Origin of the sequence: Vibrio porteresiae DSM 19223, assembly GCF_024347055.1 — a bacterium.
GTDB lineage: Bacteria > Pseudomonadota > Gammaproteobacteria > Enterobacterales > Vibrionaceae > Vibrio > Vibrio porteresiae.
The window spans coordinates 3,037,937-3,063,316 of sequence record NZ_AP024895.1 but is presented as its reverse complement, the minus strand read 5'-3'; the positions used below and the strand labels follow the sequence as shown (position 1 = coordinate 3,063,316).

General features: G+C 43.8%; 22 protein-coding genes and 2 tRNA genes. 20 read left to right on the top strand and 4 right to left on the bottom strand.

Annotated elements, in window-relative coordinates:
- Window positions 1-4 precede the first annotated feature (4 nt).
- The 15 genes from folP to OCV11_RS13870 all read left to right on the top strand — a co-directional run bounded on the left by folP (window position 5) and on the right by OCV11_RS13870 (window position 15,257).
- Window positions 5-853: a dihydropteroate synthase gene (folP, locus tag OCV11_RS13940; protein ID WP_261893561.1), complete on the top strand. Its 849-nt coding sequence runs from the start codon at window positions 5-7 to the stop codon at window positions 851-853.
- A 2-nt stretch (window positions 854-855) separates the two neighbouring features.
- Complete coding sequence (gene glmM / locus OCV11_RS13935) at window positions 856-2,196, top strand: phosphoglucosamine mutase (protein WP_261893559.1); 1,341 nt, start codon at window positions 856-858, stop codon at window positions 2,194-2,196.
- A gap of 296 nt (window positions 2,197-2,492) precedes the next feature.
- On the top strand, window positions 2,493-2,852 hold the full coding sequence (gene secG / locus OCV11_RS13930; protein WP_261893557.1) for a preprotein translocase subunit SecG: 360 nt from the start codon (window positions 2,493-2,495) through the stop codon (window positions 2,850-2,852).
- A 31-nt stretch (window positions 2,853-2,883) separates the two neighbouring features.
- A tRNA-Leu gene (locus tag OCV11_RS13925) sits at window positions 2,884-2,966 on the top strand.
- A 54-nt stretch (window positions 2,967-3,020) separates the two neighbouring features.
- Window positions 3,021-3,097: transfer RNA gene (locus OCV11_RS13920), tRNA-Met, on the top strand.
- A 205-nt stretch (window positions 3,098-3,302) separates the two neighbouring features.
- Window positions 3,303-3,758, top strand: a complete 456-nt coding sequence (gene rimP / locus OCV11_RS13915; RefSeq protein ID WP_261893556.1) for a ribosome maturation factor RimP — start codon at window positions 3,303-3,305, stop codon at window positions 3,756-3,758.
- 18 nt (window positions 3,759-3,776) lie between these two features.
- Window positions 3,777-5,264, top strand: coding sequence for a transcription termination factor NusA (nusA, locus tag OCV11_RS13910; RefSeq protein ID WP_261893555.1), 1,488 nt, complete (start codon window positions 3,777-3,779; stop codon window positions 5,262-5,264).
- A gap of 23 nt (window positions 5,265-5,287) precedes the next feature.
- The gene (gene infB, locus OCV11_RS13905; RefSeq protein WP_261893553.1) at window positions 5,288-7,993 is read left to right on the top strand and encodes a translation initiation factor IF-2; all 2,706 of its coding nucleotides are present in this window, start codon (window positions 5,288-5,290) and stop codon (window positions 7,991-7,993) included.
- 99 nt (window positions 7,994-8,092) lie between these two features.
- Window positions 8,093-8,488 carry a 30S ribosome-binding factor RbfA gene (gene rbfA, locus OCV11_RS13900; RefSeq protein ID WP_261893552.1) on the top strand — a complete coding sequence of 132 codons (396 nt, stop codon included), beginning with the start codon at window positions 8,093-8,095 and terminating at the stop codon, window positions 8,486-8,488.
- On the top strand, window positions 8,488-9,435 hold the full coding sequence (truB, locus tag OCV11_RS13895) for a tRNA pseudouridine(55) synthase TruB (protein WP_261893550.1): 948 nt from the start codon (window positions 8,488-8,490) through the stop codon (window positions 9,433-9,435). The genes rbfA and truB overlap by 1 nt, the downstream gene beginning before the upstream one ends.
- A gap of 129 nt (window positions 9,436-9,564) precedes the next feature.
- Entirely contained in the window at window positions 9,565-9,834 is a 270-nt protein-coding gene (gene rpsO / locus OCV11_RS13890) for a 30S ribosomal protein S15 (protein ID WP_261893548.1), read from the top strand.
- A 290-nt stretch (window positions 9,835-10,124) separates the two neighbouring features.
- On the top strand, window positions 10,125-12,260 hold the full coding sequence (gene pnp / locus OCV11_RS13885; RefSeq protein WP_261893546.1) for a polyribonucleotide nucleotidyltransferase: 2,136 nt from the start codon (window positions 10,125-10,127) through the stop codon (window positions 12,258-12,260).
- A gap of 155 nt (window positions 12,261-12,415) precedes the next feature.
- The gene (gene nlpI / locus OCV11_RS13880; RefSeq protein WP_261893545.1) at window positions 12,416-13,345 is read left to right on the top strand and encodes a lipoprotein NlpI; all 930 of its coding nucleotides are present in this window, start codon (window positions 12,416-12,418) and stop codon (window positions 13,343-13,345) included.
- A gap of 111 nt (window positions 13,346-13,456) precedes the next feature.
- Window positions 13,457-13,867, top strand: coding sequence for a MarR family winged helix-turn-helix transcriptional regulator (locus tag OCV11_RS13875; RefSeq protein ID WP_261893544.1), 411 nt, complete (start codon window positions 13,457-13,459; stop codon window positions 13,865-13,867).
- A 46-nt stretch (window positions 13,868-13,913) separates the two neighbouring features.
- Window positions 13,914-15,257: an MATE family efflux transporter gene (locus tag OCV11_RS13870; protein WP_261893543.1), complete on the top strand. Its 1,344-nt coding sequence runs from the start codon at window positions 13,914-13,916 to the stop codon at window positions 15,255-15,257.
- Window positions 15,258-15,286: 29 nt separating this feature from the next.
- Here OCV11_RS13870 and OCV11_RS13865 read toward each other — a convergent pair whose 3' ends face one another.
- The 3 genes from OCV11_RS13865 to OCV11_RS13855 all read right to left on the bottom strand — a co-directional run bounded on the left by OCV11_RS13865 (window position 15,287) and on the right by OCV11_RS13855 (window position 19,354).
- Entirely contained in the window at window positions 15,287-16,162 is an 876-nt protein-coding gene (locus OCV11_RS13865) for a U32 family peptidase (protein ID WP_373332794.1), read from the bottom strand.
- Between the two features lie 17 nt (window positions 16,163-16,179).
- A complete protein-coding gene (gene ubiU / locus OCV11_RS13860; protein WP_261893541.1) occupies window positions 16,180-17,193 on the bottom strand; it encodes a ubiquinone anaerobic biosynthesis protein UbiU in 1,014 nt (337 codons plus the stop codon).
- Between the two features lie 88 nt (window positions 17,194-17,281).
- Window positions 17,282-19,354 carry a sensor domain-containing protein gene (locus OCV11_RS13855; protein WP_261893539.1) on the bottom strand — a complete coding sequence of 691 codons (2,073 nt, stop codon included), beginning with the start codon at window positions 19,352-19,354 and terminating at the stop codon, window positions 17,282-17,284.
- Between the two features lie 191 nt (window positions 19,355-19,545).
- On the opposite strand from OCV11_RS13855, the gene ubiT reads away from it, so the two are divergent.
- From ubiT to rimI, 4 genes are all read left to right on the top strand, one after another.
- Window positions 19,546-20,079: a ubiquinone anaerobic biosynthesis accessory factor UbiT gene (ubiT, locus tag OCV11_RS13850; protein WP_261893538.1), complete on the top strand. Its 534-nt coding sequence runs from the start codon at window positions 19,546-19,548 to the stop codon at window positions 20,077-20,079.
- Window positions 20,063-20,560: a GNAT family N-acetyltransferase gene (locus OCV11_RS13845; protein ID WP_315972736.1), complete on the top strand. Its 498-nt coding sequence runs from the start codon at window positions 20,063-20,065 to the stop codon at window positions 20,558-20,560. The genes ubiT and OCV11_RS13845 overlap by 17 nt, the downstream gene beginning before the upstream one ends.
- Window positions 20,561-20,643: 83 nt before the next feature.
- Window positions 20,644-21,045: a DNA polymerase III subunit psi gene (locus OCV11_RS13840; RefSeq protein WP_261893536.1), complete on the top strand. Its 402-nt coding sequence runs from the start codon at window positions 20,644-20,646 to the stop codon at window positions 21,043-21,045.
- Between the two features lie 7 nt (window positions 21,046-21,052).
- The gene (gene rimI, locus OCV11_RS13835) at window positions 21,053-21,505 is read left to right on the top strand and encodes a ribosomal protein S18-alanine N-acetyltransferase (RefSeq protein ID WP_261893534.1); all 453 of its coding nucleotides are present in this window, start codon (window positions 21,053-21,055) and stop codon (window positions 21,503-21,505) included.
- On the opposite strand, the gene OCV11_RS13830 is transcribed toward rimI, so the two are convergent.
- Window positions 21,484-23,544: a putative bifunctional diguanylate cyclase/phosphodiesterase gene (locus OCV11_RS13830; protein ID WP_261893532.1), complete on the bottom strand. Its 2,061-nt coding sequence runs from the start codon at window positions 23,542-23,544 to the stop codon at window positions 21,484-21,486. The two genes, rimI and OCV11_RS13830, sit on opposite strands and share 22 nt — an antisense overlap.
- Before the next feature lie 204 nt (window positions 23,545-23,748).
- Here OCV11_RS13830 and prfC point away from each other — a divergent pair, with 204 nt between their 5' ends.
- Window positions 23,749-25,338 (top strand): peptide chain release factor 3, encoded by a 1,590-nt coding sequence (gene prfC, locus OCV11_RS13825; protein WP_261893531.1) that lies wholly within the window; start codon window positions 23,749-23,751, stop codon window positions 25,336-25,338.
- The last annotated feature ends 42 nt before the right edge of the window (window positions 25,339-25,380 follow it).

Genomic DNA, 25,380 nt, shown 5'->3' with positions numbered 1-25,380 from the left:
CATTATGAATATTCATACGCCATTTAAAACATTAGAACTCAGTCGTCCGCACGTGATGGGGATCTTAAATACCACACCTGATTCCTTTTCTGATGGTGGTCGTTTCACACAGCTCGAAGCCGCATTAAGCCGTGCTTTAGCGATGATAGAAGCAGGCGTGACGATTATTGATATTGGTGGCGAATCTACTAGACCTGGTGCCCCTGAAGTTTCATTAGAGGAAGAACTTCATCGGGTGGTGCCGATTGTTCAAGAGATTCGCAAACACAATCAAGATGTGTGGATTTCTATCGATACCAGCAAAGCCGAAGTGATGAAGCAAGCGCTTGAAGCAGGTGCTGACCTTATCAACGATATTCGCTCATTAACAGAGCCTGGTGCCCTTGACGTTGTGGCTAAAGCTCAAGTTCCTGTATGCATTATGCATATGAAGGGGCAACCAAAAACGATGCAGGTTAACCCGCAATATGATGATCTCATGTCTGAAGTACACCAGTTTTTGATTGAGCGTATTGCTGCCTGTGAAAAGGCTGGTATCCTTCGGGAAAATATCATAGTTGATCCAGGTTTTGGCTTTGGTAAGTCGATCGAGGATAACTACAAACTATTGGCTAATTTGGAGTCATTTCACCAATATGGATTACCCATCCTCGCAGGGATGTCACGTAAATCGATGTTGTTCAAATTACTTGATAAAAAGCCAGCAGACTGCATGGTTGCAAGCGTTGCGTGTGCCACACTTGCCGCCAGTAAAGGGGCTCATATTATTCGAGTCCATGATTTTGAAGAAACAGTAGAAGCGATGAAAATCGTTCAGATGACATTAAGTAATTTCAACGAGGTTAAAGGCTAGATATGTCTCAGGAAAGACGCTATTTCGGTACCGATGGTGTACGCGGTAAAGTAGGGGAATACCCAATTACCCCTGATTTCGTACTTAAATTAGGTTGGGCAGCTGGTCGAGTCTTAGCAAAACAGGGCTCGAAAAAAGTGATTATTGGTAAAGATACTCGTATCTCCGGTTATATGCTGGAATCGGCTTTAGAAGCTGGTCTTGCCGCCGCTGGTCTAAAGGCTATTTTTACTGGACCAATGCCAACACCAGCAATTGCATATTTGACGCAGACGTTAAGAGCGGAAGCGGGGATTGTGATTTCTGCATCGCATAACCCGTATTACGATAATGGCATTAAGTTTTTCTCTTCCGAAGGGACCAAGTTACCGGATGATGTAGAGCTGGCGATTGAAGCTGAACTGGACAAGCCTATTGAGTGCGTTGAATCCTCTCAGTTAGGTAAAGCCTCTCGTTTAGTTGACGCCGCTGGACGTTATATCGAGTTTTGTAAAAGTACCTTCCCGCACCGTTTAAGCCTCAATGGTTTGAAACTGGTGGTTGACTGTGCTCATGGCGCGACTTATCACATAGCTCCTAATGTCTTTAAAGAGCTAGGTGCTGACGTTATTTCAATGGGTGTTGAGCCTAATGGCGTCAATATTAACGATGAAGTGGGGGCAACTGATGTCCGTGCACTTCAGCAGCGTGTTGTTGCAGAAAATGCCGATTTAGGTCTCGCGTTCGATGGCGACGGCGACCGTCTTATTATGGTGGATGCCAAAGGCAATAAAGTCGATGGTGACCAATTAGCCTATATTATTGCGCGCGATGCATTACGTCGTGGCACATTAAAAGGCGGTGTTGTTGGTACACTAATGACTAACCTTGGTATGGAAAATGGTCTTAAACAGCTAGGTATTCCTTTTGTTCGTGCTTCTGTTGGTGACCGCTATGTAATGGAAAAACTGCTAGAAAAAGGCTGGAATATTGGCGCTGAGAATTCGGGTCATATTATTCTGCTTGATAGCGTAACGACTGGCGATGCGATTGTTTCCGCATTGCGTGTTCTTACTGCTATTGTTGATAGCGATATGCCATTGCATGAGTTATCTAAAGGCATGACTCTCTATCCTCAAGTACTCGAAAATGTGCGTTTTAGTGGTAATGGTAACCCTCTAGAAGCAACAGAAGTACTGGCTGCCGTGGCTAAAGTTGAAAGTGAGCTAGGCGAAAAAGGTCGAGTGTTGCTGCGTAAGTCAGGCACTGAGCCTCTTATTCGCGTTATGGTTGAAGGCGAAGACGCTGAGTTAGTTCAGAATTCGGCCCTTGCTATTGCTAATGTTGTAAAAGAAAGCTGCTGAGATCTTGGCACTAGAGTAGCTTTTACCTAGTGCGATTTATGTTCAAAGCTTGTTATAACTGGATTCTTAATGAAAATTTGTTGTTAAGAATCCAGTGATTAGCTGTTTTACTATTACTTTTGTCTTTTTTTTGACCGTTCAGTCATGGGTGATAGATTTTTTATGAAATTCCCCTTGTCAGTTGGAATGGCTTTCGTTAGTATTAGCTCCGCCTTCCAATGGGAGGTCGCTAGCCTTGTTCGAGTCGGATGATTAGGATGGCGCTGGCTCAACAATTTGGAACATAGGTGGATGTTATGTTTACAGCTCTACTTGTGATTTACCTGTTGGCAGCGGTTGGTATCATTGGCCTAGTGTTGATACAGCAAGGTAAAGGCGCAGATATGGGAGCCTCATTCGGTGCTGGTGCTTCAAACACAGTGTTTGGCGCGAGTGGCTCAGGTAACTTCCTTACCCGAATGACAGCAATTTTTGCGATTATTTTCTTAGTTGCTAGCTTGGTGTTAGGTAATCTATCTACACACAAAACTGAATCTAAGTGGGTTGACCCAACACAAGGTCAAACAACTGTAGAACAGAAAGCTAGTGATAATGCAGCACAGTCTGCGAGTGAAGTTCCAGCTGAGAAATCAAGCAGCGACGAAATTCCTCAATAACTTATCTGATTTTAGATAAGTCAAGGTTTTAGCCGAGATGGTGAAATTGGTAGACACACTAGCATGAGGTGCTAGCGCTTCGGTGTGGGGGTTCGAGTCCCCCTCTCGGCACCATGTTTACAAACTTGTAAAACACAGAGTTATGCGTATAATGCGTACTCAGTCGGACGCGGGGTGGAGCAGCTTGGTAGCTCGTCGGGCTCATAACCCGAAGGTCGTTGGTTCAAATCCGGCCCCCGCAACCAATCTTCTTAGATTTAGATGCAAGTTTGGCAGTGCTAACCTCACTGCAATTGAGAAGGAATTCTCAATTTATCAGGGTCCAGCATCAAAAAACCCCGGCTTATCGGGGTTTTTTGTTATCTGAATTTCTTCAACTGAAAAATTCAGGTGGTTGCTTGGAATTTAAATTGGGCTCTATGCCCTTTTTTTGTTTCTGGAGTGGTTGAAATGACTGGTTTAGAGAGACAACTTACTGAATTGCTTGAAGCTCCAGTCGAGGCTTCAGGATACGAATTAGTAGGTTTAGAATTTGTTCGTGCAGGACAGCATTCGACATTACGTATTTTTATTGACCATGAAAATGGCATTACAGTGGATGACTGTGCAGAAGTAAGTCATCAAGTCAGCGCTGTTCTGGATGTAGAAGATCCTATTTCTGTGGTTTATAACCTAGAAGTGTCATCTCCTGGTTTAGAAAGGCCACTATTTAAAGCAGCACACTACGAGCAATTTATTGGTCACGAGGTAAGCGTTGTTCTTAAAATGGCTGTTGGTAACCGTCGTAAATGGAAAGGCGTCATTGACTCTGTTGATGGAGAAACCGTTGCGATTACTGTTGATGGGCAACTAGAACACTTTGCATTAAGCAATATTGCAAAAGCGAACCTGATCCCTAAATTTTAAGTCTTAGAGGCTATAAAAATGAGTAAAGAAATTTTAGCGGTTGTTGAGGCGGTTTCTAACGAGAAAGCAGTACCTCGTGAGCGTATTTTTGAAGCGCTAGAAATCGCGTTGTCAACATCAACAAAGAAAAAGTACGAGATTGAAATTGACGTACGTGTTGCTATCGACCGTAAAACTGGCGAATTTGAAACTTTCCGTCGCTGGCTGGTAGTTGAGAATGTTGAGAATCCAACAAAAGAGATCTCTGTAGAAGCAGCTCAATATGATGATGAGTCAGTGCAGTTAGGTGACTACATTGAAGATCAAATCGAATCTGTAACGTTTGACCGTATTACAACCCAGACGGCTAAACAAGTTATCGTACAAAAAGTTCGTGAAGCTGAACGTGCGCAAATCGTTGAACAATTCATCGACAATGAAGGTGAGTTGGTAACGGGCGTAGTAAAAAAAGTAAGCCGTGAAACCATTATCTTAGATCTTGGTAGCAACGCTGAAGCGGTTATTCTTCGTGAAGATCAACTTCCTCGTGAAAACTTCCGCCCTGGTGACCGCGTTCGTGGTCTGCTTTACGCAGTAAAACCAGAAGCACGCGGTTTCCAACTGTTTATCACACGTTCTAAACCAGAAATGTTGGCTGAACTGTTCCGTGTTGAAGTTCCTGAAATTGGCGAAGAGCTAATTGAATTGAAAGGTGCTGCACGTGATCCTGGTTCTCGTGCGAAAATTGCAGTAAAAACCAATGACAAACGTATCGACCCAGTTGGTGCTTGTGTTGGTATGCGTGGTGCACGTGTTCAAGCTGTATCTGGTGAGCTTGGTGGTGAGCGTATCGATATCGTGCTTTGGGATGATAACCCAGCGCAATTTGTGATCAACGCTATGGCTCCTGCAGATGTAGCATCTATCATCGTTGATGAAGACGCTCATTCAATGGATATCGCTGTTGAAGCTGACAACCTAGCACAAGCGATTGGCCGTAATGGTCAAAACGTACGACTAGCTTCTCAACTAACTGGTTGGGAATTGAATGTCATGACAGTCGCTGATCTGCAGAAAAAACATCAAGAAGAATCGATGGCTGCAATTGAAAGCTTCATGAAATATCTAGATATTGAACAAGATTTCGCTGAACTATTGGTGGAAGAGGGTTTCTCTACTCTAGAAGAAGTGGCTTACGTACCAGTCAATGAACTACTGGATATCGATGGTCTAGATGAAGATCTTGTTGATGAGCTGCGTACTCGTGCGAAACAAGCTCTGACGACAATTGCTTTAGCAAAAGAAGAATCAAATGACGGCGCTGAACCTGCTGATGATCTATTGAATCTTGCAGGTCTAGAGCGCGAATTAGCCTTTAAATTGGCTGCCAAAGGTGTAGTAACTCTGGAAGATCTTGCTGACCAAGGTATTGACGATTTAGAAGGCATCGAGGGTCTAACCGAAGAGCGTGCTGGTGAGTTAATTATGGCTGCCCGTAACATCTGCTGGTTTGGTGAAGACGCATAATTTCGGCAAGGGGAGAAAGCGGCATGACACAACAAACAGTTAAAGCACTGAGTGATGAAATTGGTACGCCAGTTGACCGCTTGTTAGAACAACTTGCTGAGGCTGGTATGCCTAAATCAAGCTCAGATAGCGTCACTGAAGGTGAAAAGCAACAATTGCTTAACTTCTTACGCACTGGGAATAGTGATGGGGAAGGCAATGAGCCAACCCGTCTTACACTACAACGCAAGAAACGCAGTACTTTGAGTGTGAATGCGGGTGGTGGTAAAAGTAAAGATATTCAGGTTGAAGTGCGCAAAAAACGTACGTATGTTAAGCGCAGTACCATTGAAGACGAGGCTAAACGTCAAGCGGATGCTGAAGAAGCAGCACGACGTGAAGCTGAAGAGCTAGCGAAACGCGAAGCAGAAGACGCAGCTAAACGTGAAGCCGAAGAACAGGCAAAACGTGAAGCTGAAGAAAAGGCTAAGCGAGAAGCAGTAGAAAAAGCGAAACGTGACGCAGAAGAGAAAGCGAAACGTGACGCACAAGACCAAGCGAAACGTGAGCGCTCCGTAGAAGATAAAACTTTGCAGGAAGCAGCGCGTAAAGAAGCCGATGAGTTAAAACGTCGTCAGGAAGAGGAAGCGAAACGTAAGGCTGAATTAGAAAGCCAACGTCAGCTAACTGAGACACGCAAACTGGCTGAGAAAAACGCAGAGCGTTGGTCTGCTGATGATGAGAAAAAGGGTGATATGGAAGAAGATACAGATTACCACGTGACGACTTCACGTTATGCTCGTGAAGCTGAAGATGAGGCAGACCGTCGTGATGAAGGTGCCCGTCGTTCCACGAAGGCAAATAAGAGAAAAATGTCTTCTCGTGACGATCGTCAGGAGCGTGACTCACGTCCTCGCTCTAAAAACCGTAAAGGTCGCATCACTAAACCGACTTCAATGCAACATGGTTTTGATAAATCAGCTGTTGTAGCTAAGTCTGATGTTGTTGTTGGTGAGACGATTGTGGTTTCTGAGCTAGCTGCGAAAATGGCAGTGAAAGCAACAGAAGTCATTAAAGTGATGATTAAGATGGGCGCAATGGCGACCATTAACCAAGTGATTGACCAAGAAACTGCGCAACTTGTAGCGGAAGAAATGGGTCACAAAGTGATTCTACGTAAAGAAAACGAGCTTGAAGAAGCAGTGCTTTCTGACCGTGATGAATCTGCTGACACCTCTCCTCGTGCTCCAGTAGTTACTATCATGGGTCACGTTGACCATGGTAAAACCTCAACACTTGACTACATCCGTCGTACGCACGTTGCTTCTGGCGAAGCTGGTGGTATCACACAGCACATCGGTGCATACCATGTGAAAACACCAAACGGTATGATTACGTTCTTGGATACTCCTGGACACGCAGCATTTACTGCAATGCGTGCTCGTGGTGCTCAAGCGACTGATATCGTAGTACTTGTTGTAGCAGCAGACGATGGTGTAATGCCACAAACTGTTGAAGCGATTCAACACGCGAAAGCGGCTGGCGTACCTTTGATCGTTGCAGTGAACAAGATCGATAAAGAAGGCGCTAACCCAGATAACGTGAAGAACGAACTGGCTAACTACGAAGTTATTCCTGAAGAGTGGGGCGGTGAGAACATCTTTGTTCACATCTCTGCAAAACAAGGTACTAACATCGATCAACTTCTAGAAGCGATTCTTCTTCAAGCTGAAGTTCTTGAACTAACAGCGGTTAGAGAAGGTATGGCGTCTGGTGTGGTTATCGAATCACGTCTAGATAAAGGCCGTGGTCCAGTAGCAACAGTATTGGTTCAATCAGGTACTCTGCACAAAGGCGATATCGTTCTATGTGGTCAAGAATATGGCCGTGTACGTGCGATGACTGATGAGCGTGGTGACGAAGTAGTAGAAGCTGGTCCTTCTATTCCAGTTGAGATTTTAGGTCTTTCTGGCGTTCCTGCTGCAGGTGATGAAGCAACAGTTGTTCGTGACGAACGTAAAGCTCGCGAAGTGGCTAACTACCGTCAAGGTAAGTTCCGTGACGTGAAACTGGCTCGTCAACAAAAAGCGAAACTAGAAAACATGTTCTCTAACATGGTTGCTGGTGATGTTGCTGAGTTGAACATCGTTCTTAAAGCTGACGTTCAAGGCTCTGTTGAAGCGATTTCAGATTCTCTACGTAAACTGTCAACTGACGAAGTTAAAGTTAACATCGTAGGTTCTGGCGTAGGTGGTATCACTGAAACTGACGCATCTCTAGCGGCAGCTTCTAACGCGATTATCGTAGGCTTTAACGTACGTGCTGATGCTTCTGCTCGCCGTGCAATTGAAGCTGAGAACTTGGATCTACGTTACTACTCAATCATTTACCAATTGATTGATGAAGTGAAACAAGCAATGAGCGGTATGCTTGCTCCGACCTTCAAACAAGAGATCATTGGTCTTGCTGAAGTTCGTGACGTGTTCAAGTCGCCTAAACTGGGTGCTATCGCAGGTTGTATGGTAACGGAAGGTTTGATTAAACGTAACGCTCCTATCCGTGTACTACGCGACAACGTTGTAATCTTTGAAGGTGAACTAGAATCTCTACGTCGCTTTAAAGATGACGTTTCAGAAGTTAAGAACGGCTACGAATGTGGTGTTGGCGTTAAGAACTATAATGATGTTCGCGTCGGTGACCAAATCGAAGTATTCGAAACTATCGAAGTTCAACGTTCAATCGATGACTAATCGACCATAATTGCACGTAAAGGCAATAATAGGTTGTTGAATACACCATGGGGGGCTGGGTTAACCAACCCCCCATTCTTTCTGTAAGTGAGAAAAGATATGCCAAAAGAATTTAGCCGTACACAGCGTGTGGCTCAGCAATTACAAAAAGAATTGGCCATGATCCTTCAACGTGAAGTTCGTGATTCACGTCTTGGCATGGTTACTATTTCCGACGTAGAAGTGTCTCGTGACCTTTCTTACGCAAAAGTGTTTGTGACTTTCCTATGTGTGGGTGAGCAAACTCCAGATTCTTGCTTAACCGCATTACGCGAACATGAAGTTCATATTCGTATGATGCTAGGTAAGCGTATCCGTCTACGCCTCACTCCAGAAATTCGTTTCTTCTATGACAATACTCTTGTTGATGGTATGCGTATGTCTAACTTGGTGACTGAAGTGGTCAACAATGACAAACGTAAGCAACAAGAATCTGGTCGTGAGGACGAAGAGTAATGGCAAGACGACGTAAAGGTCGTGCAATCAATGGGGTTGTTTTACTCGATAAACCAACGGGTATCTCCTCAAATGATGCGCTGCAAAAAGTAAAACGCATCTATTTTGCTGAAAAAGCAGGACACACTGGTGCGCTTGATCCTCTGGCAACCGGCATGTTACCTATTTGTTTAGGTGAAGCGACCAAGTTTTCGCAGTTCCTGCTTGATTCGGATAAACGGTATCGAGTGATCGCAAAGCTTGGTGAGAGAACCAATACGTCCGATTCTGACGGTGAAGTCGTTGAGACTCGTCCAGTGAATGTGGATAGGGAAACTCTCCTTGAGAAAATTGAGACTTTCCGTGGCGAAACGGATCAAGTTCCATCAATGTTCTCAGCACTCAAGTATCAAGGTCGTCCGTTATACGAATATGCTCGCGAAGGTATTGATGTGCCACGTGAAGCTCGCAAAATTACGGTTTACGATATTCAACTACTGCGTTTTGAGGGCGATGAAGTTGAGATGGAAGTTCACTGCTCTAAAGGAACTTACATTCGAACTATCGTTGACGATTTGGGCGAAATGCTTGGCTGCGGCGCGCACGTTATCTATCTACGTCGTACTGGCGTGGCAAACTACCCTTACGAGCGCATGGTGACGTTAGAGCAGCTAAATGCTCTGTTAGAACAAGCTCAGCAACAAGAGATTGAACCTAAAGAACTATTGGATCCGCTGTTGTTGCCAATGGATACCGCAGTACAAAATCTTCCTGAAGTTAACCTGATTTCTGAATTGGTCGACTTAGTTCAGCATGGACAGGCAGTGCAAGTATCTGGAGTACCAGCGCAAGGGCAAGTGCGAATGACTGGCGGTGCTGAGCGTTTATTCCTTGGTGTAGGCGAAATCGATGCTGATGGTCGCGTTGCTCCAAAACGTTTAGTGGTTTATGGAGAGCAAGAGGCGTAAAAATGTCTCTTTACATGAGAGGATAGTTCTTGTCGGACTACCTTTTATTCTCTATAATTCGCGTTCCTCGTGTCGGCTGAATCAGAGATTGGCTGGCACAAATATAAACTTAACTCTTAGGAGAGAATTATGTCTCTGAATGCAGAAACTAAAGCAGCAATCGTTGCTGAATACGCACGTGGCGAAGCTGACACAGGTTCACCAGAAGTACAAGTAGCACTACTAACTGCTTCTATCAACCACCTACAAGATCACTTCAAAGCACACAAAGGCGATCACCACAGCCGTCGTGGTCTTCTACGTATGGTTTCTCGTCGTCGTAAACTTCTAGATTACCTTAAAGGTAAAGATCTAGGACGCTACCAAGACCTAATCAAACGTCTAGAGCTACGTCGCTAAGATCAGTTTGTTTGAAAAAGGGGCTTTATGCCCCTTTTTTGTTATCTAAATTTGGCAAATTTTCAGTTAAGTAGTTTATACTACCCGCCATTCAGCAGAAGAATTTGTTGAATGTAAAAGACTCACTGCATTACTGTCACCTTAGTCGACCAAGTGGTCGCGGCTATTCAAAGCAGATGCTGTTTGTATGCGTTTAGCGTGAACTGCGTCTTCTTTCACTAGTCGCGATTAGTGATGCTCTGAGTGATTAATTTAAAACTAAATCGTAAGGTTTAGAAAAAGGAACACTCATGTTTGAAAAACCAGTAGTTAAGACTTTCCAGTACGGTAATCATACCGTTACTCTAGAAACCGGTGTAATGGCGCGTCAAGCGACTGCAGCGGTAATGGCAACAATGGATGATACAGCTGTATTCGTTTCTGTTGTTGGTAAAAAAGAAGCGGTTGAAGGTCAAGATTTCTTCCCTCTAACTGTAAACTACCAAGAGCGTACTTACGCAGCCGGTAAAATCCCTGGTGGCTTCTTTAAGCGCGAAGGTCGTCCTTCTGAAGGCGAAACTCTGATTGCACGTCTTATCGACCGTCCAATCCGCCCACTTTTCCCTGATGGTTTTACTAACGAAGTGCAAGTTATTGCAACTGTTGTTTCTGTAAACCCAGACGTTCAACCTGATATCGTTACTATGATCGGTACTTCTGCTGCTCTAGCGATTTCTGGTATTCCATTCAATGGTCCTATCGGTGCGGCACGTGTTGGTCATATCGATGGTCAGCTAGTACTAAACCCAAGCCAAACTGAACTGCAAACTTCTCGTCTAGATCTAGTAGTTGCGGGTACTGAAAGTGCAGTTCTTATGGTTGAATCTGAAGCAGATATCCTATCTGAAGAAGAGATGCTTTCTGCCGTTGTTTTTGGTCACGACCAACAACAAAACGTTATCAAAGCGATCAACGAATTCGCTGCTGAAGTTGCGACTCCAGCATGGGAATGGGTTGCTCCAGTAGAAGACTCAGCTCTTAAAGCTAAGATTGCTGAATTGGCAGAAGCTCGTTTCGTAGAAGCGTACCAAATCACTGACAAAATGGCTCGTTACGAGCAAGTGGGTCACATCAAGTCTGATGTAGTTGCTGCTATCGTTGCAGAAAATGAAGCAACTGATGAAAACACCATTAAGAACATGCTTGGTTCTCTAGAGAAGAAAGTCGTTCGTGGTCGTATTATCGCTGGTGAAAAACGTATCGATGGTCGTGAGAAAGACATGGTTCGTGCACTTGATGTACGTACTGGCGTTCTTCCACGTACTCACGGTAGCGCACTGTTCACTCGTGGTGAAACTCAGGCTCTAGTGACTGCAACTCTAGGTACTCAACGTGATGCTCAAATCATTGATGAGCTAACAGGTGAGAAGAAAGATTACTTCCTACTGCACTACAACTTCCCTCCATACTGTGTAGGTGAAACTGGTTTTGTTGGTTCACCAAAACGTCGTGAAATCGGCCATGGTCGTCTAGCAAAACGTGGTATTGCAGCGGTAATGCCTTCAATTGATGAATTCCCATACACTGTACGTGTTGTATCAGAAATCACTGAATCTAACGGTTCTTCATCAATGGCTTCTGTATGTGGTTCATCTCTAGCGCTTATGGATGCTGGTGTGCCAATCAAAGCCTCTGTTGCGGGTATCGCAATGGGTCTTGTTAAAGAAGAAGAAGGTTTTGTTGTTCTGTCTGATATCCTAGGTGATGAAGACCACCTTGGCGATATGGACTTTAAAGTAGCTGGTACATCAACAGGTGTAACTGCACTACAAATGGACATCAAGATCGAAGGTATTACTAAAGAGATCATGCAAATTGCATTGAACCAAGCGAAAGGTGCTCGTATGCACATCCTTTCTGTTATGGATCAAGCTATCTCTGGTGCTCGTGAAGAGATCTCTGAATTTGCTCCACGCATCTACACGATGAAGATCAGCACAGACAAGATCAAAGACGTTATTGGTAAAGGTGGTGCAGTTATCCGTCAATTGACTGAAGAAACTGGCACAACTATCGAAATTGAAGAAGACGGCACAATCAAGATTGCAGCGACAGACAGTGCTCAAGCGAAAGATGCGATCGCTCGTATCGAAGCTATCACTGCTGAAGTTGAAGTAGGTAAAATCTACACTGGTAAAGTTGCTCGCCTTGCTGATTTCGGTGCGTTCGTTACCGTTCTTCCTGGTAAAGATGGTCTAGTACACATCTCTCAAATCGCTGACAAACGCGTAGAGAAAGTATCTGACTACCTAACTGAAGGTCAGGAAGTGAAAGTAAAAGTTCTTGAAATCGACCGTCAAAACCGTATTCGTCTAAGTATGAAAGAAGCGGTAGAGAAAACCGAAGAAGAGACTGTTGCTGATTCAGCAGACAACCAAGCTGAATAATTGTCGACTAGATTAGAACTGTAATTTCACATTTCTATTCTAAAGCATGTTATAAAGGGAGCGTTTACGCTCCCTTTTTTACTATTGGGACAATAAGGTAGAAGGTGAAGTCTACCTAAGCATAATTCTCCACCGGATAACAGGAGTATGTATCTGTGAAATGGTTTCGTACCGTATCGACTAGCCTAGCAGTAATGTTATTGGCAGGGTGTGTATCAAAAGGCGCACAAGAGGCGCATTGGATTTATCCACCTATGGCGGTTCCTTTGCAAAATTCAGTACAACAAGAAGTGCAAATTGCTCGGTTGACTCAATTGTTGCAACGACAAGATCTGAGCGATAAAGTGCGAACCAAAATGCTAAATGATCGTGGTAACGCTTATGACAGTGTTGGGTTACAAGATTTGGCTCGTCTCGATTTTTCTCAATCACTAGCCATCGATCCAAAGCAACCAGATGTGTTTAATTTGCTTGGTGTTTACTACACTGGCGTCGATCAACATGATGCGGCTTATGAATCATTTGATACCGCGTTAGAAATGAATCCTGACGACGTGTACGCACTGCGTAATCGTGCCGTTGCCCTCTATTATGGCGAGCGTCCTGAACTTGCTTTAGAGGACATGAAAACATTAGATGATAAGACCCCAGGTGACCCATTTAACGCATTATGGACTTATATCATCCAGTACGATATTGAACCGATTCAGGCGAAGCAGCAGCTCTTAACCAGCTACAGCGCTCATAATGATGTATGGGGCTGGACAATCGTTGCTCTGATGTTAGATGAAATTTCTGAACAGCAAGCCTTTACCCTAATTTTAGAACATACCCATGATAATCAGTTACTCGCGCAGCGTTTAACTGAAACCTATTTCTATCTGGGTAAGCGTTATCAAATGCAGGGCGAATTAGCCCATGCGCTTTCACTTTATAAACTTGCTATCTCGATGAATGTGTACGAGTACGTTGAGCATCGCTATGCCTTTTTGGAATTAGAACGTATTTTCAAGCAGGTACGAGATGAGCAGCTTGCAGCTGAAAAAGCTGCGAAGCAGGCTGCAGAAACAGAAGATAAAGTATAATTTTAGTAAGTGATTGACTATTGAAAGGCGACTCGTTAGAGTCGCCTTTTTGATAATTAGCGCCTGATTATTGAACTAATTAGTTAGGTAAGCTAACCATTTGAGGCTCTTATGAGTTTGGCAATGAACTTAGAACAATTAGAGAGATTTTCTGCCAAAGTTTGGCGAAAACATGGGAAAGAAGATCCAATTTCTCATTTAAGTTTTAACGAGTATGACTATCTTAAAGCGATCCAGAGTGCTGGTGAGCCGATTCGTCTAACCGATCTAGCCAAAAAAATGGAAGTGACGAAACCCTCTGCGTCTTCTATGGTAAAACGCCTAGAAGGTCGCGGTATGATTCGTCGAATTTTATGTCATGAAGACGCACGATCTGTTCGATTTGAGTTAACCGAAGAAGCGGAAAAACATTTGTCTAATGAAAGTAAGGTCTATGCTCTAATGGCATTAGAAATGACCGATCGTTTGACCGATGAAGAAGCTATCTTCTTGGATACCCTGCTACACAAATCATTAAGTTAATATAGGTCAAGTGGTTAGCTTGCCTAACTACTTGAGCGGTGATGTTATGCCTGTCTATCGTCAATTTCTACGTTATACCATTCCTACAGTGGCAGCGATGCTCGTCAACGGTTTATACCAAGTGGTTGATGGCATTTTTATTGGTCATTACATGGGAGCCGATGGATTGGCTGGCATCAACCTAGCTTGGCCTGTGATTGCCACAGTGCTTGGGTTGGGCATGTTACTAGGGGTAGGTACTGGTGCTCTCTCCTCGATTAAACAAGGAGAGGGGGATTGGGACAGTGCTAAGCGCATACTAGCGACGGGGCTTATTACGCTCGTCTGTGTTGCCCCTGTCATTGCGGTCATTATCTATTTTGGTGCGCCTTATTTTCTGGCGTGGCAAGGCGCTGATAATGGTGGCATGGTATTGGCGCGCCAATATTTGGATGTATTGACGGTAGGCTGTGTGTTTACCCTTGGTTCTATAGCTACTCCATTTTTGTTACGTAACGATAATAGCCCGAATTTAGCCACTATTTTGATGATGAGTGGTGCGGTTACCAATATCGTTTTTGATTACCTATTTATTGCTGTAATGGGATGGCAGTTGCAAGGTGCGGCACTAGCGACCTTACTGTCGCAAATGGTGGTCACACTTGGCGGCGGGCGTTATTTCTTTTCTAATCGAGCAACATTGCGTCTTACTCGCCAATGTTTAAAAGTGGAATGGCAATATTTACCTAAGATGGTTCTGATTGGGCTCTCGAGCTTCTTCATGTATATCTATAGTGCCACGACGGTTGCGTTTCATAATAGTCAATTAGCGTATTATGGGAGTTCGGTCAGTATTGGCGCTTACGCTATCTTGGGATACATCATCACTGTGTATTACTTAACGGTAGAAGGGATTGCTAACGGTATGCAGCCACTTGCGTCGTTCAACTATGGCGCAAAAAATTATCAAGCGATTCGTACCTTGCTACGTCTTTCAATGTCGATTGTGGTGCTCGGAGGTATCGTTTTTGTGGCTGTCGTGAATCTTTTCCCAACGGCGATTATTGGTATCTTCAACAGTGACGATAATGCATTGATCCAATGTGCAGAGGAGGCCATCCACTTGCATCTCTTTGCCCTGTTCTTTGATGGATTTTTGGTGGTGGCAGGCGCCTACTTCCAAGCATTGGGGCACAGTCGTAAGGCAATGTTTATTACCGTTGGTAATATTTCTGTACAACTGCCATTTCTGTTTCTTTTGCCACGTTGGTTTGGCTTAGATGGTGTGTGGCTCGCTTTCCCACTTTCGAATATCACACTAAGTGTGGTAGTGGCGATAATGCTGTGGTGGGAAGTGCGCAGAGAAATACCATTAAGTCGTTCAGTTTATCCAACCGAGTGCCGTAGATAGCCTAAGGGGAGCAAAATTGCTCCCCTTAGTTATAGCTGAACTTCTAATCCAGGAATCTGGTGCCAGTAACCATTGCACTCACGTTGATCGAGATGAATTCGGTGCTCGCCATTTTCATTGGAGCGAAAAGCTTGTAGATGATCAAATGTGACTTTGCCCAAAGGACTCAAGCGAACCACATCGACCAGATCATGCATCTGTTTAAGATCGTTAATTAGGTTATAACAGTAACCAGATTGAGTTTGGATGCCGTTAAGGTTAAACACTCGTTGGCCTTCTTGGCTGTCGACCATAATCCCTGTTGGATATTTAATACAACAGGTTTCGCATTCATCTTTAGCGCGGTTTTCTGCTCTTGCTGTAAAGCAACGTGCTGAATAGGCCAAAGGTAAATAGCCGTGACCAAACGCTTCTATTTCAAATTGGCCCCTAATTCCCAGTTCATCACATTGATCTAAGGTTTTTACCAGCCACTCTCTAGAAAGCTCTACTGGCATACACCAGCGTGTCATGCCCTGTTTAAGCAGTATTTTCAATGCGCGGGCGTTGTAGGCGTTAATGGCTGGGCCTACGATAAATGGAACATGTTGTTCTGCTGCCAGTTGAATCGCAGAGACATCATTGGCTTCGATAGCAAAATCACCATTGTCGATGTATTTCTTCATCACATTGATTTCACTGGGAGACTCTAGCAGCGCCATGGTTGAAAGCACGACTTGCTTTCCCGATTGGGCTAACATTTTTGCCAATTCAAACCAATCACCGTACTTCATTTCACGACGCTTAGAGCAGACCGTTTCTCCTAAATAGACAATATCGGCTGAGCTATCTCGTGCTTGTTGATAAAACTCTACCACGTCTTGTTTAGGCCAAAAGTAGAGTAGTGGACCAAGTGCGTAACGCATGTTGTTCTCCAAGCGAATTATTGCCATTTGCGGTGATAGGCACCGAGAGTGGTTTGAGTACCTTCAGAGACGTTAGCCAAAGTGGCATCCCATGCTGGGGCTACTCGATATTGGTCAGGTGCTGCGAGGTAGTGGTCGATCGCTGCTCGCCAAGTTTTGGTCACTTGTTCTACGTAGGCTGGACTGCGTTGGCGGCCTTCAATTTTTACCGAGGCAATATTGGCGGCAAACAGCTCCGGCAGCATGGATAGAGTATTAAGGCTAGTCGGCTCTTCAAGGGCATGGTAGCGCTTGGTTTGACCGTCTAATTCAGCGATAAAACGGCCTTTGCACAGGGTTGGATAGCCGGCATTTTCCCCATGGGAGTAGTGGTCGATCAATACTTCATTTAAGCGTGATTCCAAGCCTGATGATGTTTCTTGCCAACGAACGTATTTAGCAGGAGAGCAAGCGCCAACAGTATTGGGAGATTCTCCAGTCAAGTAAGAAGAGAGATAACAGCGACCCTCTGACATGATGCATAGACTGCCAAAAGCAAAGACCTCTAACTCGACATCACTAGGAATTGAGTTGGAAAGTTGGCGCACTTGATGGATAGAGAGAACGCGGGGGAGCACTACGCGTTTGATATTGAAATTATTTTTATAAAACTCGATGGCTTTACTATTGGTTGCAGACGCTTGTACCGAAAGGTGGATATCAATATGAGGGTAGCGTTCACTGATATAGTCTAACAAAGCGATATCGGCAACAATCAGTGCGTCAATACCGAGTTGTGCTGCTTGGTCAATGGCGTTGGTCCAGCGTTCAAAACCATCAGGATGGGCAAAGGTATTGATCGCAACATGCAGCTTTTTCCCGTGATCTTTAACGTATTCTACGGCTTTATCGAGTTTTTTGCCTGCAAAGTTAAGACCAGCAAAATGGCGTGCGTTCGTGTCATCTTTAAAACCGATATAGACGGCATCCGCTCCACAATCGATCGCCGTTTTCAGGGCAGGAAGATTTCCCGCCGGACATAAAAGTTCCATGGCTCAATTACTATTGTGTCTAATAAGTCGTGGTATTTTATGAACAAAATTGCGTAGAGGATTTGATGTAAATTAGGTTTAGTTCATTCTAAAGTTCACCGTTTCCTTTTCTGTGACGGCAGTTTTTTACAAACAGTTCTTCGACCTCTTGTTTCGGTTGTGGACGATAGAAATGAAATCCTTGAATCGTATTACAGTGCAGATTCGACAGTAACGCAGCTTGCTGTTGAGTTTCAACGCCTTCTGCAACTACGGTCATGTTTAATGATTTACCCAAATTAATGATGTTTTCAATCACGGTCACTTGTTTTGGCAGGGTATCAATATCATTGATAAAGCCGCGATCAATTTTAAGCTCATCTAAAGGGAAACGGGCTAAGTAGGCCAATGAAGAGTAACCGGTACCAAAGTCATCGATAGAAAGACTGAACCCCAGTTTTTTTATCGCATTGAGCATTTGCAGAGTATTTTCACTGTTGCTCATTACTGCTGTCTCAGTAAGCTCAAAGGTAATACAACTTGGATCAAGTCCTGTGACTCTTAACTGCTTTTCCAAATAATCCAGTAATTGACGATTACCAAATTGTTCTGGTGATAAGTTTATAGCCACTCTTCCAGGCAGTATGCCTTGTTGTTGCCAGCGTTTTACCGTGGTAAATACTTCACGAATGACCACGCGACCTAAATGTTCAATTAAGCCAGACTTTTCCGCTACGGGGATAAATGATGCAGGGCTAATATAGCCTTCAACAGGATGTTTCCACCTTACTAAAGCTTCAGCGCCATTAATACTGAAATCTCTAGCGTTTACTTTAGGTTGATACCAAACTTCTAAGCCATTTTGTTGTAGCGCTTTTTGCAGTTCGATCTCAAGCCATAATCTTGCTCGGGCTTCTTTATTCATTTGATCATCGTAAATGATCAGTCGGTTACGCCCACGCTCTTTGGCCTCGTACATGGCAGTATCGGCATTCTGCAGCAAGACGCGCGCATTTTGTCCATTTTCTGGATAACGAACACTACCAATCGAGCAAGAAAGACGCTTAGTAAAATGATGCAGATCGAATGGCTGGTTAATCAAAGCAATAATGCGATCGGAGAGCATTTCTGCTGCTCGATGGTGATCGGGATTCGGCCAAACAATCGCAAATTCATCGGCACCTAAATGACCAAGAATGGCATGAGGCGGCAAAATTCGTTTTAAACGAGCTGCAATTTCTCTAATCACTTTGTCACCCACATGATGACCAAGTGAATCGTTGATATTTTTAAAGTTATCAACGTCTAAGTAGAGCATGGTTAATGGAGTTGAGGTTTTGATTAATTGATCAACTCGTTTGGTAAAGCCTAAACGGTTATACAGTCCAGTTAATGGATCTAAATGGATATCGAGACTGTTAATTGACGTTGGTACTGGCTCACTTGGCGTTGGTAAGTACTCTTGCATGAGGACTAAGTGAGAATGATGCCCCCACATGGGTGTCCAAGCAGTATTGAGAGATAATAGGCGTTCAAAACCACAGCGAGTACTGGTTTGGCAAATAAGAGGAGAACTTGACAACTGCTCGATAAAGCCAGGAGACATACCTACATGAGTTTGACTATCAACAAATAAAACAGAAAACTCTTCACCCAGTAATTCACTTTGATCTTCAAAACCAAGTAGGCGAGCTGCTGCTGGGTTAGCTGAGAGAATAGTGTTGTTTTCAACCAGCAATAGTCCATCTTGGAGCAAGGTAGATAACGTTAGAAACTTTTGTTCTGATTCGTCTAAGGAGTGCAGTAACAGGTGTTTTTCGGAGGTATCGATGGCTTGAAAAATAACGTGGCTAATCTGTCCATTCTGTACAATCGGCGATAAAGAAAAAAGAAAACTTAATCTGATGCCTTGATGCTCAAATTCTATCTCGTTTTCTTGGCTATCGCCCTGAAAGGCCCGTTCGTAAAACGGTTTTAAGTATCGGTAGTAATGCTCGCCAAGTATGGTTTGATCGTTCATTCCCACTAATTCACTTTGTTGCATCTGTGCCAATTCTGAATAGCGTTCATTCACCATCACATAACGGTGCTCTCTATCCAAAATAGCAAAGAAAAACGTGCGATTAGCGGTTAACTTCGCAAACCAATGCTGCAGATTGTCTGATAATGTTTGCGCAGGCATGAAAATACTACCAACTTCCCCAAATGCAATTCATACGATGTTACATAATCTTGAGCTTATTAACTATAACTTTGCGTTATCAATGTCAATTAGGACCAGATTAGACGCCGATTTTTTGATACATAACAGAAATTATGGTCAAGAGTTACTCTAATATGAGCCTTATTTGTTCTACAGTACGGATAATGCTCGTGATTAACAAGATACGTTCTCAATTAGTGCAAAATGCAGCGTCAATTTTGCGATCTCCGGTACACTTTATTCCGCAATTTGTTCAAAAAAAAGCCTTACTTGACAGTATGTTAATGGTCTTTCGTGAAGCGATTGATGACGGTGATTTCGCCTTTTTAACGGATAAGTGGCTTAAAGTTGAAATTCGCGATATGAATCTGCATTGGTTTATTAGCTATCAAAACGACCGATTATTAGTCGCCAATAAAGAAGTGACTGAAGATGTTCGTTTCAGTGGCAACCTGAATGATTTAGTATTGATAGCCGGACGCAAAGAAGATCCAGATACTCTGTTCTTTCAGCGTCGTTTACTGATTGAAGGCGATACTGAGCTTGGTTTGGAAGTGAAAAATTTGATGGACAGCATCGATTTGGAACAATTACCTAAACCGATGCAGATTTTACTTCAACAATTAGCTGAATTTGTGCATAAAGGCCTCTCTGTGCCTATAGCACGATCTAATAATGAGGTTGTTCATGCTTATTCGAACTGAAGCACCTGCGGACATTCTGTTAATTGACCGATTATTAAAATCGGTGTTTGCCACAGAAGCGGAAGCTGATTTGGTGATGTCACTGCGCGAAAATGGTCATCTGACGTTGTCTTTGGTCGCTTGTACTGATGAAGGTGAAGTGATTGGGCATGCGATGTTTACGCCATTAACCATCGCGGGTGAAGAGACGAATTGGCAAGGTATTTTTCCGGTTTGCGTGAGTAAGCCATACCGCCATCAAGGAATTGGTTCACAGCTGATTCGTGAAGGCTTAGATTCTCTCTCTGACCTTGGTTACCCAGGATGTATTTCCGCTGGAAAACCAGAGTTTTGGACTTCACTTGGTTTTGAGTCTAACTCTGCCTTGACGATGGCCGGTAATCAATGCCAAATTTTTACTCTTTGGGAAACCGAAGAGGGTACACCTACGGGTTTAGTTGAGTGCAGCACTGAATTTCAGAGTTATGCTTTGACTGTCTAATCACGCCAAGAGAAAGCTCGATGCTTGAGTCTGCTAGTGCTTCTTTGTTAGCATTGAGCTTTCGACAATATCAGATCAACTCTATGTCAACGTCACATGTATCGTATCTTCAGGAAATGGGGATTCAAAGCTGGGAATTGGTGCACGCCGAGAGGCTGCAAGGTTATCAGCCATCACTAAGTCAACTGCCGACGGCGTGCCGTTTGGTTTTGGTGAGTGACGAGTATCCTACAGCAACTGAAGTCGCAATGTTTGAGCGAGTGATCAGCAGTTTTCACGTTGCCAATACTGAAACTTGCTTTATTCTTCTTGCTCAACTGACGCAGTTTGATCTTTCTAATCTTGAATGGCTTTGGTTTGCTGGCTGTGAACCCATGCCCACTCCAGTTCATAAACAATTGGTTTCTCCACATTTGCGTGATATTGACGGGAATAATCAACAACGTCGAGCATTGTGGCAGCAGATTTGTTCCTACGAGGATTAATCGTTTTATGTCAGTCACTTTTGCCGCTCTTTCTGAGCGCCATCTCGATGCTGTTTGGGCTATCGAGCAAATCGCTCATTCTCACCCTTGGAAACAATCGATGATTTACGACTTGAAGAGTCGTGGACAATTGCACAGTGTCATGCTGGTGGATGAAAAGGTTGTTGGCTATTTTTACGCGCAAAATATTGTTGGGGAAGTATCGTTATTGAATATTGCGATTGATCCGACGCAGCAAGGCAAAGGTTACGGTAGAGCGCTAGCAAATTATTTTATAGAGCTTTGTGAGAAAGCGAATGCTGAGAGTGCTTGGTTAGAAGTGCGTGAAAGTAACCACCGCGCTATTTCTCTCTATGACGATCTCGGTTTTCATGAGATTGATCGACGCATTAATTACTACCCAACGGCGAAAGGTAGTGAGGATGCGCTCATTATGAGTTATATGTTCCTGCCTGAATGAGTGTCGACAATGTGCAGTCCCACACGTTGATAAGGTGCGTTTTTAAAGCGGTTCAGTAGCTCAGCTTCGTTAAGTGGCTTATCAAATAAGTAGCCTTGGAATTGTTTGCATCCCATCTTTTTCAAGGCATTCAGTTCGCTCTCGTTTTCTACACCTTCTGCGATGACTTGCAAATTAAGGCGTTTAGCGATCATTAAAATGGTGTCTACAATCGCTTGGTCACTTTCATCTTTGTGCAATTGAGTGACAAAAGATCGATCAATTTTAAGCACATCGACGTCTAGATGTTTTAGGTAGCGCAATGAAGAGTACCCCGTACCGAAGTCATCGATAGAAAGATGCAGGTTGTATTTTTTAAGCTGTGCCATCTTTTGTCTCGCCACCTCAACGTTTTCTAGCAAGAGGTTTTCTGTTATCTCTAACTCGATCGATTGACCTGAAATGCCACGCTCTTTCAAAGCGTGATCAATTTGTTCAACAAAACTATCTTGAGCAAATTGAAGTGGACTGATGTTAATGGCTAACCGTTGAAAACTTTTGGGTAGCAAACCTTGATCTTGCCATTTAGCATAATGTTCAAATGCGGTTTCAATGATCCAGTGTCCAATAGGTAAGATCTGCCCAGTCTCTTCTGCGATCGGCATAAACAGTCCTGGAGGAATTAATCCTTTGGTTGGATGATTCCAACGGATAAGCGCCTCTGCACCAACAATTTCATGTTTATCGTTGACCTGTGGTTGGTAGTACAACTCCAATTGATTTAAGGCGAGTGCTTCATGCAATCCTTTTTCGGTGTTGAGGAAACTCTCGATTTGCGATTGCATTTCAGGTTGGTAAAACTGGTAAGTATTTCGCCCATGAACTTTTGCTCGGTACAGTGCTGTATCCGCTTGTCTTAATACGTCAATGTTGGCGTTATTTTCTCCGGGGAAAAGCGCAATGCCGATACTGCTGCTGCAATAGAGTTGGTGAGTATCAACAATATAAGGGGCAGATAACGTATCGAGTAGTTGTTGTGCGACTTCTTCAATTTCGTTCTCATGGTAAGTAGGAATAAGCACGGCAAATTCATCCCCTCCAACCCGAGCAATCACATAATTGTAGTGAGCCCACTCTTCGATACGGTTGGCAACGGCTATCAGCAATTTGTCACCAATGGTGTGTCCCAACGAATCATTTATCGTTTTGAACCTGTCCATATCCAAATATAACAAAGCACCTTTGGTATTGCTTTGTAAGCTTTTTTTAATGTTCACATGCAGCATTTTCATTAACATGCTGCGGTTATTTAGCCCCGTTAAAGTATCGTAATAGGCGAGTTTATTGAGCTTACCTTCTGCATTTTCTCTTTCTTGCCAAAGCTGATGAAACGTTCCGGCAAGTTCTCGTAACTCATTGTTGTGATGAAATAATGCCTCTGGAGAGCTGTGCTGTTTGTCTTGCAGTGAGCGAACCCAACGGATTAAGCGAATCAGAGGTAAAGAGAGCTTGTAGTAGAAAAAGATCAACAAAATGAACGTCAGCAAGCAGGTTCTAAGCAGATCCAAAATCAACATGTTGGCATGTTTGGTAATAAAGCTTTGGGCTAATTCGCTGGTGTTGACCGAAAAAAGTAAGTACCCAACAATTGTGGATGAGTTGGGTTGGTGTAGGCTTGTCGAGAAAGTGGTCTCAGTTGGCGTAATGTAGCGAGATACCAATTCAACGAATTGACTTTGCGGCGGGATGGGCTTGTCTTTTTTAAACAGAACTTCGTTGAAGTCATCCAGGATTTGTACATGATAAATAGCCGGGTCATTCATCAAGCTTGAGACCACTTGTTCTGCCAAAATAGGATTGAGTCGATAGGCGGCTTGGCTCGCATTGGTATAACTTTGCATTAATTGAAAACGATAGTGTTCCTCAAGACGATTTTGTTCTTGATGAAGATCGATCAGTGTGTAGTTAATGCTAAAGGCCATTCCAAGCAACATAGAGACAATGAACACGGTAATTGCTTGCTTGAAAGCGATGGATTGGCTGGGTTTTATTTCGACCATAGACTCAAAGATCCATTTCAACGTCTTAAAGGTATAGTTCAAAATCCCTGATTTGGCAGATGAAAAGACACAGTGAAAATACATTTCAGCCTTTAAGTTGCCCCAAGCGTGATAATAGGCGAGAATACCGACCAAATTTGAACCGAATAGCCAAGGATGCTGTTTGGAAGTGTCCTTTTAGGTAATTAAGAAGACTGGTTTCTCATGACGAATAGTCCATTTGCGAGCGAAGTATCGAAGCGTCGTACTTTCGCGATCATCTCCCACCCGGATGCGGGTAAAACCACCATCACAGAAAAAGTGTTGTTGTTCGGACACGCTATCCAAGTTGCGGGTTCAGTAAAAGGCCGTGGTGCGAGTCAGCATGCAAAATCTGACTGGATGGAGATGGAAAAAGAACGTGGTATCTCGGTTACCACTTCTGTAATGCAATTCCCATATCAAGATGCATTGGTTAACTTGTTAGATACTCCGGGACACGAAGACTTCTCGGAAGATACTTACCGTACTCTAACGGCGGTGGACTCATGTCTAATGGTTATCGATGCGGCAAAAGGTGTTGAAGATCGTACGCGTAAACTGATGGAAGTTACCCGTCTGCGTGACACGCCGATCATTACCTTTATGAACAAATTGGACCGTGATATTCGTGATCCAATGGAGCTATTGGATGAAGTTGAAAATGAACTGAATATCCTGTGTGCTCCAATTACTTGGCCGATTGGCTGTGGTAAAGAGTTTAAAGGTGTGTATCACATCCATCGTGATGAAACGGTTCTTTATTCAACTGGTCAAGGTCACACGATCCAAGAAGTACGCATTGTTAAAGGCCTGGATAACCCAGATCTAGACAAAGCTGTGGGTGATGATCTTGCTGCGCAACTTCGTGAAGAGTTGGAGCTGGTGGTTGGTGCATCAAACGAGTTTGATCGCGAGCTATTCCTTAAGGGTGAATTAACGCCGGTCTTCTTCGGTACGGCATTAGGTAACTTTGGTGTAGACCATATGCTTGATGGTTTAACTGAATGGGCTCCTGCGCCAAAAGCGCGTCATGCTAACGAACGCGTCGTTGAAGCAACAGAAGAAAACTTCTCTGGTTTCGTGTTTAAGATCCAAGCCAACATGGACCCGAAACACCGTGACCGTATTGCGTTTATGCGCGTGGTATCTGGTACCTATAAACAAGGTATGAAGATGAACCATGTTCGTACTGGTAAAACCGTAAGTATTTCTGATGCGGTAACCTTCATGGCGGGTGACCGTTCACGTGCGGAAGAAGCGTATGCGGGTGATATTATCGGTCTGCATAACCACGGTACGATCCAAATTGGTGATACGTTCACTCAAGGTGAGAGCTTGAAGTTTGCGGGTATTCCAAACTTCGCACCTGAATTGTTCCGTCGTATTCGTCTGCGTGATCCATTGAAGCAAAAGCAATTGCTGAAAGGCTTGGTACAACTTTCTGAAGAAGGTGCGGTACAGGTATTCCGTCCATTGCAAAACAACGATTTGATCGTTGGTGCGGTCGGTGTGCTGCAGTTTGATGTGGTTGTTGCGCGTTTGAAATCAGAATATAACGTTGAAGCGATTTATGAAGCCGTCAACGTTGCAACTGCCCGTTGGGTTGAATGTGCAGATGTGAAGAAATTCGACGAGTTCCAACGTAAGAACCAAGCGCACCTTGCTCTCGATGGTGGTGATAACCTTGCGTATATCGCGCCAACGATGGTGAACTTGAATCTAGCGAAAGAGCGTTTCCCTGAAGTCGATTTCCGTGCGACCCGTGAACACTAATTTGAGTTAATGATTTAACCCAAATAAAAACCGCTGCAGTGC

Excerpts from the sequence above, each read along its gene's own strand:
- folP (WP_261893561.1), top strand. The coding sequence starts at position 5 with ATGAATATTCATACGCCATTTAAAACATTAGAACTCAGTCGTCCGCAC.
- glmM (WP_261893559.1), top strand. The coding sequence starts at position 856 with ATGTCTCAGGAAAGACGCTATTTCGGTACCGATGGTGTACGCGGTAAA.
- secG (WP_261893557.1), top strand. The coding sequence starts at position 2,493 with ATGTTTACAGCTCTACTTGTGATTTACCTGTTGGCAGCGGTTGGTATC.
- rimP (WP_261893556.1), top strand. The coding sequence starts at position 3,303 with ATGACTGGTTTAGAGAGACAACTTACTGAATTGCTTGAAGCTCCAGTC.
- nusA (WP_261893555.1), top strand. The coding sequence starts at position 3,777 with ATGAGTAAAGAAATTTTAGCGGTTGTTGAGGCGGTTTCTAACGAGAAA.
- infB (WP_261893553.1), top strand. The coding sequence starts at position 5,288 with ATGACACAACAAACAGTTAAAGCACTGAGTGATGAAATTGGTACGCCA.
- rbfA (WP_261893552.1), top strand. The coding sequence starts at position 8,093 with ATGCCAAAAGAATTTAGCCGTACACAGCGTGTGGCTCAGCAATTACAA.
- truB (WP_261893550.1), top strand. The coding sequence starts at position 8,488 with ATGGCAAGACGACGTAAAGGTCGTGCAATCAATGGGGTTGTTTTACTC.
- rpsO (WP_261893548.1), top strand. The coding sequence starts at position 9,565 with ATGTCTCTGAATGCAGAAACTAAAGCAGCAATCGTTGCTGAATACGCA.
- pnp (WP_261893546.1), top strand. The coding sequence starts at position 10,125 with ATGTTTGAAAAACCAGTAGTTAAGACTTTCCAGTACGGTAATCATACC.
- OCV11_RS13875 (WP_261893544.1), top strand. The coding sequence starts at position 13,457 with ATGAGTTTGGCAATGAACTTAGAACAATTAGAGAGATTTTCTGCCAAA.
- OCV11_RS13870 (WP_261893543.1), top strand. The coding sequence starts at position 13,914 with ATGCCTGTCTATCGTCAATTTCTACGTTATACCATTCCTACAGTGGCA.
- OCV11_RS13865 (WP_373332794.1), bottom strand. The coding sequence starts at position 16,162 with ATGCGTTACGCACTTGGTCCACTACTCTACTTTTGGCCTAAACAAGAC.
- ubiU (WP_261893541.1), bottom strand. The coding sequence starts at position 17,193 with ATGGAACTTTTATGTCCGGCGGGAAATCTTCCTGCCCTGAAAACGGCG.
- OCV11_RS13855 (WP_261893539.1), bottom strand. The coding sequence starts at position 19,354 with ATGCCTGCGCAAACATTATCAGACAATCTGCAGCATTGGTTTGCGAAG.
- OCV11_RS13845 (WP_315972736.1), top strand. The coding sequence starts at position 20,063 with ATGCTTATTCGAACTGAAGCACCTGCGGACATTCTGTTAATTGACCGA.
- OCV11_RS13840 (WP_261893536.1), top strand. The coding sequence starts at position 20,644 with ATGTCAACGTCACATGTATCGTATCTTCAGGAAATGGGGATTCAAAGC.
- rimI (WP_261893534.1), top strand. The coding sequence starts at position 21,053 with ATGTCAGTCACTTTTGCCGCTCTTTCTGAGCGCCATCTCGATGCTGTT.
- OCV11_RS13830 (WP_261893532.1), bottom strand. The coding sequence starts at position 23,544 with ATGGTCGAAATAAAACCCAGCCAATCCATCGCTTTCAAGCAAGCAATT.
- prfC (WP_261893531.1), top strand. The coding sequence starts at position 23,749 with ATGACGAATAGTCCATTTGCGAGCGAAGTATCGAAGCGTCGTACTTTC.